This is a genomic window from Vibrio sp. (assembly GCF_984391705.1).
The window spans coordinates 442,249-455,572 of the sequence record NZ_CFHWOM010000001.1; the positions used below are offsets into that span (position 1 = coordinate 442,249).

Consider the following 13,324-nt stretch of genomic DNA (forward strand, 5'->3'; position numbering starts at 1 on the left):
TTTTGTTCGTTACTTTCCTACGTAACCAATAACGACTTTGTCATCGCCCAAGGTACGAGAAAACACATAAGCAGATTCGTTTTTTAGCTGCTGATGCACGCCCGCGCCAATAGCAGGGTGTCTTTGTCTAAACTGGCCTAGTGTTTGCCAATGATCTAACAGTAGTTGGCGTTGCTCGTCGAGCTGCCAAGGCATGTCTGAGCGGGTACCTTGATGGAAGTCATCTGCATAAGGGCCAAGTTCACGAGCGATTTCATCACCATAATAGACTTGAACTGCTCCAGGGCTTAGCAATAGGGCATTTGCTGCGTTACGTTGCATCTCAAGTGATTTAAAGCGGTCAAAGAAGAGCTCTGTGTCATGAGATGACATATAGCTTACCGGGGTAAAATCTGGCGTCTCTTGTATTGAATCTGAGTAATTTTGATATGTTGTTTGCATTTGGCTGAAGCATGCAGCTCCTTTATCAAGCTTTTTCTGCATATCAAAGTTTATTAAGGCGTCAAATCCATTATCAACGTAAGGAGAGCGATAAGCTGAATGACCCCAAACTTCCCCCATCATCCAGAAAGGCAGGCCTTGTTTGCCATTTTCTTTACGCCATTCTTCTAGGCTTTTAGATGCTGATTCTTTCAGGCGGCTCCATACTTCTCCTTCCACGTGTTTTACGGTATCAACTCGAAAACCATCAATACCGAAGCGTTTTACCCAATCTGACTGCCAGCTAATCAAGTAATCGGAAACTGAATAGCCTTCTTTCTTAACGACACGTGTACCAGGGTTATCAAGTAGCCATTGTGGAGGAACCACGGATTTATCTGATTCAGTTAGGAAATCAGGTAAGCCTGCTAAGGTCATGGTGATATCACTCGACCCTGGTTTTGTATAGCCCGTTAGTCCAGTGCGTACCCAGTCAGGCCCCCACCAATCGGTCCAATTTGAGTTTTGGTAATCGATAGCTTGATGGTAGCTGTGCCAGGTCTCTCCGTCTTTAGGTGCCCATTTTGCCCAGGTGTCAGGTAGAGAGTTCGGATTGACGACTTGGATTTCATCAAATTGGAGATCCGCTAAGGTAGAGTAACCAGAATGGTTGATCACCGCATCTAAGAATACTTTAATTCCACGCTTGTGCGCTTCGTCGACTAATGTTTTCAGATCCTCATCTGAGCCAAAGTTTTCATCGATTTTGGTGAAATCGCGAGTCCAGTAACCGTGATAGGCATAAAATGGAAAACTGCCTTTATCCCCCCCACCGACAAAACCATGAACTTGCTCAACAATAGGCGATAGCCAAATTACATCGGTTCCGAGGCTCTTAATGTAGTCAAGTTTGGCTGTTACTCCTTTTAAGTCGCCCCCATGAAAAGTCCCAACTTCCTGCTTACCATCCTTTTGGCGTCCATAACTCTGATCATTGGTTCTATCGGCATTGTTAAAGCGGTCGACCATCACAAAATAGATATTGGCGTTACCGTAATCAAATGGGAAAGAGGCTTGGTCACTCTTTATGGGTTCAAGAAGAACGAGTCCGCCGCTTGTCTTGGACGGCTGGATTGTGACTTGACCATTCTCAACAACAACAGTGTTTCCTGAAAACGCATCGCGTAGCTTAGTTCCGTCATCGAATGTATTGGCAAGATCCAGTGTCACTTTATTGCCAGAGAACTGTTCACACGTCACATCTGGAATTGGACGTTTAAAAACAGTTTGTTTGCTTTTCTTAGACTCTCTCGCAATAGAAAGGGTGTGGTTGTTGTCATCAAATGTGAAAGAGTAATCGCCAGCAAAACGAATTTTGATATCCAGCAGGGTGTCGTTTTGGCAATTCAGTTGGAGAGGGCGTCTAAATTTAACTTTTTGCTCATCAGGTGCTGTGCAATCACCGACTAAATCAGAAACTTTAATTTGGTAAGTCTGTTTTGTGAGCGGAAGAACCAGTGGCTCAGAGGAACTCAAAGGAAAATCGCGACTTGTGGTAGTCGTACTGATAGAGATAGTTGGCTGCGCTAGGGCATGTGAACTGGCCATCAGCAGTATACTTGCAGTAATGGCAGATAAAGAGTGTTTCACGTTATATCCTTATTTTTATGATAGTTATCAGATCATAAAAGCAAGAGGCAAGGGTGACATCATTCTCCTTGTCTACGCCCTAAAACGAGTGGTAGGTCACGTATTAAACAGCAGATGCAGTTATACACGACGAGTACGGTAAAAAAGAGCTTGCTGAATAATGTGTTGTAAAATTTAATTGGTATGATATTCTGGCTTTGTAATGGTTCTCAGCGTGAAGGATTACGCAGTTTATGACTTTGTGTTTAGCATTGTGACTCGGGCAAGTATGCCCGTTTTTTTTGTCTAAAATTCAACTATCTGCATTCCATCTGGGAATCGGTTTAGAGTGGTTATACGCTTCATCGGTCATTTCATAGAACCTTGTAAAATCAGCAGGTTTTATAGGCCTTGCATAGTAGAACCCTTGAATAAATGTCACTCCAAGCTGCTCTAGCTGTTCAATTTGATACTCTGTTTCTACTCCTTCCGCAATAACCTTCATGCCCAAATCGGTTGCTAACTGAACCATAGATTTGAGAACAGGTTTGATATTGGAATCAGAATGCAGGCTTTTAATGAATACCTGATCGATCTTTACAACATCGAAATTCATCAATCGAATGAGATTCAAGCCTGAATAGCCCGTACCAAAATCGTCAATGGCGATTTCAAATCCTAACGTTCGAATCTGCTTTAGGTGATTAAGGGCAACATCTAGCTGATCAGGTGTTAAGTCAACGTTTTCGGTTAACTCGAGTAAAACTCGTTTTACAAACATTGGGTGTTTGTTGGCGTATGACTGCAAATATTCGACAAAGGCCGGTTGTACGATCTGGTAGCGACTAATATTTATACTGATATATTTATCGCTACCATAGTTTGGATTGTTTTTGAGGAATCGAGTCACCTCTTTGAAGGCGAATTGGGTCACTTGATCGATAATGCCAAGTTTCTCAGCTAATGGAATAAACTGCTCTGGAGAAATCTGCCCCTGTACTGGATGGTTCCAACGCACTAATGCTTCACTTCCAACGAGCTTTCTAGAATGAATATCGACAATCGGTTGTAAGTACAGCTCGATTTGATCTTGATGAATAGCATTAATTAAAGAGTACTCTACAGACCTTTTAGCCAATGTTTGATACCTGAGCATTAAGTACAGTAGTGAAAGAACCAGCGCGATTGACACGGTTTCACCAATATGAGTCAGGTAGTGGTATTGGTATGATTGATTGGTCAGGAAAATACTGATCGAGAAAGGGTAAAGCTCAGAAGCGAAGGTGTACAGGTTTAAGTTTTGCAGTTGTTGGGTGTGATTACTCCTTATTACTTCATTCAGAACTTGTATTTGGTAGCCATACCTGCGTTCTTCGAAAGCTGGAGATATGAGCTCTAAGAATTGCTGTGGGTGCAAGAGAGCGTTGATACCTTTTCTTTTGTCACTTGAGGAATAGATAAAAAATGTTTTCATCTGACTTTTGGAATTCATCAGTGAAATGGTGATGTGTTTTGGCGAGGCATCTATCCTTTGTAACGTCGAGTTAAACAGGCGGATATTCGATCGGCCTTCATTGCTTGTACAGTAAACGACACCATCTTTATACAATCCAATCTCTTTAATCATTCTTGAGTTGAATACTTTAGACCGTAACTCTAACTTGTCTGCTTGACTACAATCTTCCCCTACGGACTGGTGCAGAATCTGTAGATTGTCGGCTACACTGTCGATGTAGTGCTCTAGCTTGACGATCGATTCGTTACCATCATGCAATACATGCTGACGAAGTTGATAGTGATTAAATGCCGCAGCAACCAAAAAGACACACGTAAAAATCCCAGCGATAGGCATGATAACTGGGAAGTGATCACAAACCGTGTTAATCCGCTTTTTAATCAGTGTATTAAGCTGTTTCATATAGGGGGCCGTACGAATTCCATTTTGATACTATAGAGTTAAAGTTTCACTAGATGTGCGAAAAATTAGCGTGATTCGGAATTGGTCACGTTGAAAAGTAAGTTTTCTATTCCGCGGTCTCACTTTTGATACAGTTGTTGTCTGGTGTGATTTATGTCATTAACTCAATAAGTTAGTCGAGCAAGGAGGCTTGATAGGCATATCTTTTAGTATGATAGGTGCTCGACGTAGCTTGTATGACAAGATCGGAATAGGTGTGCGTGTATGGAGTTAGCTGAATAACTGCACATGACACTAATCCGTTAGTAATTAGTGGTTATTACTTGATTGCGTTCGAATTGGTTACTAGACTGCACCCCATTAACTTGCTGAAACTTAACGTCATACTAAAGAGAATTCTGATGCTTACGAAAATCTCTAGTGAAATATGCTCAACAATAGTCGCTTTTCGAAAAGATGAACGAGGTGTGACTGCCATAGAATATGCAATCATCGGGATCATTATTTCGGGAATGATACTGGCAGTCTTCGTGACAGATAACGACCTAAAAAACGCCCTTAGCGATGCAATGGGCGTGATTACAAGCAACATAGAGTCTGCGGAAAATGCTGGTGGTGGCTAATTAAGCTTAATTAGCCCATCTTAGCTTTAATCTACTCTTTGACCTTATAGGTTGATACAAACATACGCACCGCTTGCGTTACCGCCATTTCTAACTGCTCACAAGACGCTGGAGGCTGGTGTGCTAACAGCTGAGGCCAAAAGACAATCGCTTTAATACTGCCAATGTATTGTTCTACTGCCAGTGGAATGTTATCGATCTCTATCGCTTTGGCAGCAATCGCTTGTTTTATCCACTCATAAAGACCATAGGAATCTCCAATCGCCTCAAACCTTTCCATTAATAGTTTTGACGTGTTTGGGCATCGAATACACTCCGCCATCACTAGCCGGGCTGTCATTTGGAAATCATCAGTGTTTATGTAACACATTTGCTTGAGTGTCAGTTCAGACAGCTGTTTTTCGATCGAAACAGAAGGTTCAAATTTGAGCTCACATCGGTCATCAAAACGACACATGAGCTTGTCTACAATGACTGCAAACAGCGCATCTTTGTTTGGGTAATACTTATATAAAGTCCGTTTAGACACACCAGCATGTTTGGAAATGCCTTCCATACTCGCTTGTTCTAGACCTTTTTGAGAAAACACTTCAATGGCGGAACGAATGATATCTTCTTGTTTTACATCACTTCTTTTAATCATGGCTATGACCTGTACAAAATAAAAGTAAACGATGGTGTTTACTTTTAAATTTACCATGTCTAAAGTATACACCATCGTTTACTTTCTTGGGTAGCCAAAATAGGTTATGAAAATGAGCAATGTGATCAAAGCTTCTGTTTTATCTGCGTTGGGTGTATTGGGTGTCAGCCATTGGCTTAAAGCAGACACTGAAATCGAACAACAGACAAGTGAAGTAAGGCGAGCAAGTCGAATCGCAAATTCGCCTCAGTTCCATCAGGGTAAGGTGATTACACGTATGCCCAACGTACCTAGCAATGAAAGTACCTCCAGTATTATGCGTAAATTTTTCTTTGAGCGTTCTTCGCTCAAGCCGCAGACAGAATTGCCTTACGTACCGGTTAATACCAAACATTTGGCGGAGCGTAGTGAGCAATTGCGCGTAACTTGGCTTGGGCATTCAAGCTTGTTTATCGACTTAGACAAGACTCGCATTCTAATTGATCCCGTATTTGAATATGCCTCTCCGTGGATTGCCAAAAAGCTTTTTCAGCGAAATGTTACAGCTCCGGTGAGCCGTGAAGATTTACCTACACCAGATGTTATTCTGATTTCTCATGATCACTACGATCATTTGGAAGAATCGACAGTCCGTTATTATGCGGAGAAAAACGTGTTGTTTTACGTCCCACTCGCTGTTGGACGCCATTTAGAAAAATGGGGAGTGTCGTCTGCAAATATTGTCGAGTTTGATTGGTGGGAATCTCAGAAGATCAACGGTGTGGAATTTGTGGCGACGCCAGCGAATCATAATTCTGGCCGCACAGGTTTTGATTCAAACAGCACTCTTTGGGCGTCATGGGTTGTAAGGAGCACAAACGGTTCGATTTTTTATAGTGGCGATAGTGCTTATGATTACCACTTTAAACAAATTGGCGACAAGCTGGGGCCGTTTGATATGGCTTTTATTGAGGTTGCTGCCAACGTGAAAGATGGGCAAGGTTTTCCTGTCGAAAACTGGGGGCATATGCAGGCACGACATACTATGCAGGCGTTTATCGATGTTAATGCCGCAAAACTATTCCCTGTACATTGGTCAACCTATGAGCTGTTTGCTCACCGATGGGATGAACCTATGACGGACCTTATTGCGGAAGCTCGTCAATCAGGAGCCCAACTAGTGACACCTATGGTTGGAGAGACACTCGAACTCAAAAACGAGATTAACACGACTTTTTGGTGGCAAAACCAAGACATTATGTTGGCTGGTGCCGGTTTAAGCTACCAAAATTAGACTTTCTAAGTTATTTAAATCATTAATCTTTTCTTATGTTTGCCCGATTTTATCGGGCTTTTTTCTATCTGACGAAATAGCGCTTTTGTTTTTATAAAATCTCCTTATACTCGATTACAACTATGCAACAATGTTATTGCCAAGGGAGTGCGTATGGAACAAGAACAAAGCCTTTTCCAATGGGAGCGAGTGAAGCGGTTTAACCTTCCTGTGTGGACGGTACTCATTGGCGTTTTGATCGCACGCACTAGCTACTTTATGGCTTGGCCATTCCTGATTGTTTTTCTCTATCAAGACTATAATGCGTCTGCCATTGAAGTGGGGGGGATGCTTGCTCTTTCCGCGGTGACTGGCTCACTTACAGGTTTATATTCAGGCTATTTGTCAGATAAGTTTGGCCGTAAATGGATTATGGTGGCAGGTTGCTTTATAGCGTTTATCGCTTATACCGGAATCGGACTTGCGTCAGAGGTGTTGCATTTTTACGTGCTCATCTTAATGGCAGGTTTTATGCGACCTCTTATTGATGGACCGGCTAAGGCTGTGATCGGCGATTCGCTGTCCGACCTCAAGGACCGAGAGTTAGCGTTGAACATTCGCTACTTCTTACTAAACATTGGTGCCGCCGTTGGCCCTTTGCTGGGGGTAACCTTAGCACTTGCGGAGCCTCAGCTACTCTTCATCATTACTGGGGCTACTCACTTGGTCTACAGTGGTTGGATTTTGTTTGGAATTGAACGTAAAGGGCGATTTACTAAACCTGATCGCTCGATGCTACCGAACTTTCGCCAGACGGTAAAAGTGATTAGTGGGGATCGGATATTTGTTCTGCTGCTAATGGCTAACTTACTGCTAATGTTTGTCTATGCCCAATTAGAATCATCGGTACCGCAAGTGATTGTGCGTAGTGGTATTGAAGACTCGGCCAAGCTTATCGCTTTGTTGATGATGGTAAACGCATTAACGATAGTTCTGTTGCAGTTCCCCGTGTTAAAGGTAATGGAAAAGCTTCCATTGTTTACCCGAACTCGTATTGGAATGTGTGCAATTGCACTTGGTCAGTTGGCGTTTGTTTTTACTCCGGAACAGTCTGCAATTGGCTGGGGTATTGCGTGTTTCATTGTGAGCTTAGGAGAAGTTATTACGTTTCCCACTCTTAATGTACAGATTGATAGATTGGCGCCACCTCATCTGCGAGGTTCGTACTTTGGAGCGACAGCGTTGTATGCATTGGGCTTCGCTATAGGCCCGGCTCTCGGAGGTGCAATGGTTGAATGGTTTGGCTCGCAATGGCTATTTGGGTTGTGTTTCCTAGTCAGTATCACAATGATATGGCTGTACTGGGTAGCACAGCATACTGACGATGAAGTTGAAAGAGAGCCCGCAAGCCAAACATAAGCTTCGAATAAAAGGCTAGCCATCGCTAGCCTTTTTACATGAAATACTGATTTCCTGTTACAGACTCTAACCAATCTCTAACTGCGTAGAGTGATACAAAAACTGCAGGGCTTTTTATCGACTGATCTGGCCATGTGACATCGCCACTGACAAAGCCGTGGTTGACACCGATTAGCTCTCCTGACTCGTTGTACACCCCACCGCCAGACATTCCAACCATAATGACGCCTGTTGTACCTGACATTTGGCACTTGTCCCAACCGTATACACTTACGTCACCAACATATTCGCCCTTGCTAGAGGAAAGAGGTAAGCCAAGTGGATAGCCTACGTGTGTAACAGATTGGCCAGGGTAAACTAAGCCAATACCATGATCGGTATGACCTTGTTTTTTTACCAATGCGATGTCGCAAGTAGGGTGATAGAAGACGTCTTTTCCGGTCATTTCGAGAATGGGTTTGTTGTGAGCTGCGGTAACCAACCACTCATTATCGAGGCGAGCAACGGAACCTTCTAATCCCATTAATAAAGGAACACCAACAAATATTTTTTCGTTATCTTGTTCTATATCGTCCTGAATATTTCCGTATACATCTGGTAGTCCATTCGCACATCCTGTGAGTAGCAAAGCTACAAGCACTATAATGCGATACATGTTATCTAACCAAGTTGGCTCATTTGAGCGTTATTTAATTGACTTGGTTATTATTGTTTTTTTGACGAAACAGGTATGTAGTCTATTTCTGAACAGTGTTCAATTGGGAAAAGTCTGATGGATTTTAAAGAGCATGCGCTTCAGCGCATGCCTTAAAAAGTAATGAGTTACTCGATATCAGCGTGAGGTTGTAATTTAATGGTTTGAGTTGGGTAGGCGATATCAGCTTCATTTTTGTGAATAATCGACATGATCTGCAATAGAACGTCTTGCTTTACTTCATGGTAGCGGATCCAGTTTACGGTCTTAGTAAAGGTGTAAACGAGCAAGTCTAAGGAAGAAGGTCCAAAAGCATTGAAGTTGACGATAAGTGTCTGCTTAGTATCAATGTCAGGGTGGCTTTCTAGCATCGACTTGATCTCTTCCACGATAATTGCGACTTTTTTTCCATCGTCGTAACGAATCCCAATGGTTTCGTTGATGCGTCGATTTAACATTCGTGAAGGGTTTTCCACAACGATGTTGCTGAACACTGAATTTGGGACGTACAGCGGACGTTTATCAAAGGTTCGAATGATGGTCATACGCCAACCAATACGCTCTACCGTACCTTCAATTTGGCGATCTGGCGATCGAACCCAATCCCCCACTTTAAATGGGCGATCGAAATAAATCATCATGCCACCGAAAAAGTTCGACAGAAGGTCTTTCGCCGCCAGACCAACAATCAAACCACCGACACCACCAAATGTGAGTAAACCCGATAGACTCAAGCCAAATGCTTGCATCACCGTCATACCACCAATGACGATGAAGAATAAACGGGAGACTTTTGCTACTGCTTGAACTGTGGTTTCATCGCGATTTTTTTGTTCGAGTACGTATTCCTCAATATTGTTAATTAGGCGCATCGTTATCCAAACGAATATTGCGATGACAAGCAGAAGCTTGACGGTACTTAGCCAGTTGAGTTTGTCACCCATGTGGTCTTGCAGCAGAAAGCCTAAGGAAACCGTTGCTGGCCAACACCAAATGAGCGTACTAACCGGAGTTTTGAGTGCAGCTAGCGTTAGATCATCCCAGTGAAATTGCGTTTTATTGACCAGAATTTCCAACCGCCCATATACGAGTCGCCAAATAATCCAAGCTAGAAAACTGGCGATAGTGATAAGCAGAACGTTGGTGTCCCAATGTTGTAAGAGTCCAGCAATTGAAGGTGGTAAGTAGGAAATTAACTGATCCATATGGTTGGTCTATTGTTGATCGAAATGAATGAAGAGTAGGTTCTTTCCTCAATAGTGACACTAGGGGCGGTTAATGACTAGTGCGTATAGGAATTTTCTTTCTTAAGGTTAAAAATATGTCAAGAATATTGAATCTATTTGATATGTAAATAATCGAGGAGCACACTTCTCATTCTTATTGCAAATAGCTAAGGTACAACGATGAAAGCAAGTGATAAACAGTTTGCAGTCATAGGGTTAGGGCGATTTGGCCTATCGGTATGTAAAGAGCTACAGGACTCCGGCGCAGAAGTCCTCGCCATTGATATCAATGAAGATAGAGTAAGAGAGGCTGCCGCGTTCGTCAGCCAAGCCTTGGTTGCAAACTGCACCATTGAAGAAACGGTTTCTGAGCTGCGATTAAGTGACTACGATATGGTGATGGTAGCAATTGGCTCTGATGTCAATGCGAGTATTCTAACCACACTTGTCGTCAAAGAAGCGGGCGCAAAAACCGTTTGGGTGAAAGCCAATGATAAGTTCCACTCGAAAATTCTGCATAAAATAGGAGCGGACCACATCATATTACCAGAGCGCGATATGGGGATTCGCGTTGCTCGTAAGATGATGGACAGACGTGTGCTTGAGTTTCAAGAGTTAGGGTCAGGAATCGCAATGACAGAAATTGTGGTTGGCGCTCGATTGCTAGGCAAAACGTTAGGTGATTTAGCTTTATGCCAGGAGGTTGGTGTGCAGGTGCTCGGCTTTAAACGTGGACCAGAAGTGATTAAGGCACCGCAATTAGACAAGACGTTAGAAATTGGCGACTTGATCATCATTGTTGGACCCAAAGATACGCTTACGAAGAAATTAAAATCTCTATGAACCCTTTCAGTCAAAAAGGGCTTTTCTACGCCTTAGACAACGACAAAAGAAACAAAAAAGGCTCAGAGCCAAGAATTATACTGCTGAGTTTCCTTGGTGTTCTGATTCCTTCCGCCATCTTGCTTACCTTGCCGGTTTTCTCGGTGACAGGGCTATCAATTACTGACGCTCTTTTTACCGCAACGTCCGCGATCAGTGTGACAGGGTTAGGCGTTGTAGATACCGGCCAGCATTTTACGTTAGCGGGTAAGGTATTGCTGATGTTTCTTATGCAAATTGGCGGTCTAGGTCAGATGACACTCTCAGCCGTACTTTTGTATATGTTTGGAGTGCGTTTGTCTCTAAAGCAGCAAGCGTTAGCAAAAGATGCTCTTGGTCAAGATCGACGTGTTAACCTGAGAAAACTGGTCAAGAAAATTATTATCTTTGCGTTTATCGCAGAGGCGATGGGTTTCGTTGTTCTCGCCTTTCGTTGGGTACCTGAGATGGGGTGGTCCACAGGGCTGTTTTACGCCTTATTTCACTCGATTTCAGCGTTCAATAACGCTGGGTTTGCGCTTTTCTCGGATAGTATGATGAGCTTTGTTGATGATCCACTTGTGATCTTTACTTTAGCCAGTCTGTTTATATTTGGTGGGCTTGGCTTTACGGTTATTGGTGATTTATCCGTTAATTGGAAAAAGGGCTTTCGCTATCTTCAGTTACATACCAAGATTATGCTGGTGGCAACGCCCGCTTTACTGGCGATTGGTACCATTATGTTTTGGTTATTAGAGCGCCACAACCCAAGTACTATGGCGAACTTAGAAACATCAGGCCAATGGCTGGCCGCTTTCTTCCAGTCGGCGAGTGCGAGAACAGCTGGTTTTAACAGTGTTGATTTAGCCCAGTATACCCAGCCAGCGTTATTGGTAATGATTATCTTGATGCTCATTGGTGCAGGTTCAACGTCTACGGGGGGCGGTATTAAGGTATCGACTTTTGCGGTTGCTTTTGTGGCGACGTGGACATTCTTACGTCAGAAAAAGCATGTCGTGATGTTTAAGCGCACAGTTGATTGGACAGTAGTGACCAAATCACTCGCTATCATAGTCGTCAGTGGTGCAATCTTAACGGCTGCGATGTTTGCGTTGATGCTGACTGAGCGCGCAAGTTTTGACAAAGTCATGTTTGAGACGATTTCGGCTTTTGCGACCGTGGGCTTGACCGCTGGTCTAACGGCAGAGCTATCAGAGCCAGGTAAATACATCATGATTGTGGTGATGATTATAGGGCGAATTGGTCCTTTGACTTTAGCGTACATGCTAGCTCGCCCAGAGCCTTCGCTAGTCAAACACCCTCAGGGAATGGTGTTAACCGGATAGTTTATTCGCGCTGATGGACTATTTATTACCAAAATGTTCTGTCAGCGCGGCCCTACGTTGTTTTGCTCCTCCGCCGCCTTCCATATCGATAGTGCTTTCGTACCCTTCTTTGATAAAGCGCTGTATAGGACTATTGGGCTGCAAACGTCTAAGCTGTGGTGAATTGAAGGTTCCTGCAATTTGGTAGATAGTTGTGCCGCTTCCTGTTTTGACAAATATCCTTTCTCCATCAAACTCGAAACTTGTCGATACCAAGCGATGATTACGAAAAACACCTTGCTCGTTTAAGGTCAGTATTTCAGTGCTATAAGGTGGTGCTCCTACTTCAATCCATGTCCCATAGACATGTTTCGGGTGAACATAATCGTTGTAGCTAAAGTAGATCAACGACGAAAAGCCAATTGCTAGGAAGCAAATTATGGCTAAAAACATCAATTTGAAGATCCGAGCTTTTGTCATAACTACCTGTCTGTCCCAAACGTACGCATCAATGCCAAGTGAATGAAAATTCAAGCTTCTAAGATGTTGACTACTAAAGCAATAGCCACATATAAAAGTTTGATGCTGTGCCCAAAGCAACGAAATTGTTCAGTTAAAAGCGTTACTAAATGCTCACAAAAAAAAGAGTAAATTATCGTCATTTAAATTAAGACTAGCATTCAATTGGTTATCTTGAGCAGTTATTAGCATTATTGGATAGCAAGCGCTGGATTTATGGTTAGAGAGTTCTCACCGTGTGAGGCGTTTGAAGAGAGTAATGATTGCCGCTTATAACAAAATCAGATAAAAAGTTAATTCAATTGAATCACTTAAAAATAAGCGTAATGGGGAATGTATGATTAAAGTAAACAGTTACTTTGAAGAAAGTGTTAAGTCTTTAGGGTTTACGCAGGGTGATGACAACTCAAGTGTAGGAGTGATGCTAGCAGGCGAATACACATTTGGTACAGCAGCACCTGAGCGTATGACTGTCGTTAAAGGCGAGATGACGATTAAGCGAGCAGGTGATAGTGATTGGAGTACTTTCAAGTCTGGAGAGTCCTTTGATGTCGCAGGCGATTCTTCTTTTGATTTGCAACTTTCTGTCACAACTGCGTATTTATGTGAATACTTATAATCAGCACTAAATCTCTTATTTAATACAAACACCGCTAAGACAGCGGTGTTTTTCTTTTTTCAAAATGGGAGTCATTATAGAAATTACCACTATCCAGAAGGATCTGTAGAATCAATTCTATTGTTGGCGCTATTCTAACTCATTGATTTTATGAGCTTAGACTATTTGGCATTTGA

12 protein-coding genes are annotated in these 13,324 nt (G+C 42.7%); 6 read left to right on the top strand and 6 right to left on the bottom strand.

Going from position 1 to position 13,324, the window contains the following annotated elements; translation table 11 throughout:
- Positions 1 to 9: 9 nt before the first annotated feature.
- Both AC4MRV_RS02105 and AC4MRV_RS02110 read right to left on the bottom strand, forming a co-directional pair.
- Positions 10 to 2,070 carry an alpha-amylase gene (locus AC4MRV_RS02105; RefSeq protein ID WP_491185755.1) on the bottom strand — a complete coding sequence of 687 codons (2,061 nt, stop codon included), beginning with the start codon at positions 2,068 to 2,070 and terminating at the stop codon, positions 10 to 12.
- A gap of 292 nt (positions 2,071 to 2,362) precedes the next feature.
- The gene (locus tag AC4MRV_RS02110) at positions 2,363 to 3,967 is read right to left on the bottom strand and encodes an EAL domain-containing protein (protein WP_491185756.1); all 1,605 of its coding nucleotides are present in this window, start codon (positions 3,965 to 3,967) and stop codon (positions 2,363 to 2,365) included.
- 401 nt (positions 3,968 to 4,368) lie between these two features.
- Here AC4MRV_RS02110 and AC4MRV_RS02115 point away from each other — a divergent pair, with 401 nt between their 5' ends.
- Positions 4,369 to 4,590, top strand: a complete 222-nt coding sequence (locus AC4MRV_RS02115) for a Flp family type IVb pilin (RefSeq protein WP_491185757.1) — start codon at positions 4,369 to 4,371, stop codon at positions 4,588 to 4,590.
- A gap of 31 nt (positions 4,591 to 4,621) precedes the next feature.
- On the opposite strand, the gene AC4MRV_RS02120 is transcribed toward AC4MRV_RS02115, so the two are convergent.
- Positions 4,622 to 5,233 carry a TetR/AcrR family transcriptional regulator gene (locus AC4MRV_RS02120; protein WP_491185758.1) on the bottom strand — a complete coding sequence of 204 codons (612 nt, stop codon included), beginning with the start codon at positions 5,231 to 5,233 and terminating at the stop codon, positions 4,622 to 4,624.
- Positions 5,234 to 5,345: 112 nt separating this feature from the next.
- On the opposite strand from AC4MRV_RS02120, the gene AC4MRV_RS02125 reads away from it, so the two are divergent.
- Both AC4MRV_RS02125 and AC4MRV_RS02130 read left to right on the top strand, forming a co-directional pair.
- On the top strand, positions 5,346 to 6,506 hold the full coding sequence (locus tag AC4MRV_RS02125) for an MBL fold metallo-hydrolase (protein ID WP_491185759.1): 1,161 nt from the start codon (positions 5,346 to 5,348) through the stop codon (positions 6,504 to 6,506).
- Between the two features lie 153 nt (positions 6,507 to 6,659).
- Positions 6,660 to 7,904 (top strand): MDR family MFS transporter, encoded by a 1,245-nt coding sequence (locus tag AC4MRV_RS02130; RefSeq protein WP_491185760.1) that lies wholly within the window; start codon positions 6,660 to 6,662, stop codon positions 7,902 to 7,904.
- Between the two features lie 34 nt (positions 7,905 to 7,938).
- Here the strand turns inward: AC4MRV_RS02130 and AC4MRV_RS02135 are convergent, their stop codons facing one another.
- The gene (locus tag AC4MRV_RS02135) at positions 7,939 to 8,559 is read right to left on the bottom strand and encodes a hypothetical protein (RefSeq protein WP_491185761.1); all 621 of its coding nucleotides are present in this window, start codon (positions 8,557 to 8,559) and stop codon (positions 7,939 to 7,941) included.
- Positions 8,560 to 8,726: 167 nt separating this feature from the next.
- Entirely contained in the window at positions 8,727 to 9,803 is a 1,077-nt protein-coding gene (locus tag AC4MRV_RS02140) for a mechanosensitive ion channel family protein (protein WP_491185762.1), read from the bottom strand.
- Positions 9,804 to 10,004: 201 nt separating this feature from the next.
- Between AC4MRV_RS02140 and AC4MRV_RS02145 the strand changes: the two genes are divergently transcribed.
- Together AC4MRV_RS02145 and AC4MRV_RS02150 are read left to right on the top strand one after the other, a co-directional pair.
- Entirely contained in the window at positions 10,005 to 10,667 is a 663-nt protein-coding gene (locus AC4MRV_RS02145) for a potassium channel family protein (protein WP_491185763.1), read from the top strand.
- On the top strand, positions 10,664 to 12,031 hold the full coding sequence (locus AC4MRV_RS02150; RefSeq protein WP_491185764.1) for a TrkH family potassium uptake protein: 1,368 nt from the start codon (positions 10,664 to 10,666) through the stop codon (positions 12,029 to 12,031). Before AC4MRV_RS02145 ends, AC4MRV_RS02150 begins: the two co-directional genes overlap by 4 nt.
- An 18-nt stretch (positions 12,032 to 12,049) precedes the next feature.
- Here AC4MRV_RS02150 and AC4MRV_RS02155 read toward each other — a convergent pair whose 3' ends face one another.
- On the bottom strand, positions 12,050 to 12,490 hold the full coding sequence (locus tag AC4MRV_RS02155; RefSeq protein ID WP_491185765.1) for a DUF2850 domain-containing protein: 441 nt from the start codon (positions 12,488 to 12,490) through the stop codon (positions 12,050 to 12,052).
- A 376-nt stretch (positions 12,491 to 12,866) separates the two neighbouring features.
- Between AC4MRV_RS02155 and ppnP the strand changes: the two genes are divergently transcribed.
- The gene (gene ppnP / locus AC4MRV_RS02160) at positions 12,867 to 13,148 is read left to right on the top strand and encodes a pyrimidine/purine nucleoside phosphorylase (protein ID WP_491185766.1); all 282 of its coding nucleotides are present in this window, start codon (positions 12,867 to 12,869) and stop codon (positions 13,146 to 13,148) included.
- The last annotated feature ends 176 nt before the right edge of the window (positions 13,149 to 13,324 follow it).

Excerpts from the sequence above, each read along its gene's own strand:
- AC4MRV_RS02110 (WP_491185756.1), bottom strand. The coding sequence starts at position 3,967 with ATGAAACAGCTTAATACACTGATTAAAAAGCGGATTAACACGGTTTGT.
- AC4MRV_RS02115 (WP_491185757.1), top strand. The coding sequence starts at position 4,369 with ATGCTTACGAAAATCTCTAGTGAAATATGCTCAACAATAGTCGCTTTT.
- AC4MRV_RS02120 (WP_491185758.1), bottom strand. The coding sequence starts at position 5,233 with ATGATTAAAAGAAGTGATGTAAAACAAGAAGATATCATTCGTTCCGCC.
- AC4MRV_RS02125 (WP_491185759.1), top strand. The coding sequence starts at position 5,346 with ATGAGCAATGTGATCAAAGCTTCTGTTTTATCTGCGTTGGGTGTATTG.
- AC4MRV_RS02130 (WP_491185760.1), top strand. The coding sequence starts at position 6,660 with ATGGAACAAGAACAAAGCCTTTTCCAATGGGAGCGAGTGAAGCGGTTT.
- AC4MRV_RS02135 (WP_491185761.1), bottom strand. The coding sequence starts at position 8,559 with ATGTATCGCATTATAGTGCTTGTAGCTTTGCTACTCACAGGATGTGCG.
- AC4MRV_RS02140 (WP_491185762.1), bottom strand. The coding sequence starts at position 9,803 with ATGGATCAGTTAATTTCCTACTTACCACCTTCAATTGCTGGACTCTTA.
- AC4MRV_RS02145 (WP_491185763.1), top strand. The coding sequence starts at position 10,005 with ATGAAAGCAAGTGATAAACAGTTTGCAGTCATAGGGTTAGGGCGATTT.
- AC4MRV_RS02150 (WP_491185764.1), top strand. The coding sequence starts at position 10,664 with ATGAACCCTTTCAGTCAAAAAGGGCTTTTCTACGCCTTAGACAACGAC.
- AC4MRV_RS02155 (WP_491185765.1), bottom strand. The coding sequence starts at position 12,490 with ATGACAAAAGCTCGGATCTTCAAATTGATGTTTTTAGCCATAATTTGC.
- ppnP (WP_491185766.1), top strand. The coding sequence starts at position 12,867 with ATGATTAAAGTAAACAGTTACTTTGAAGAAAGTGTTAAGTCTTTAGGG.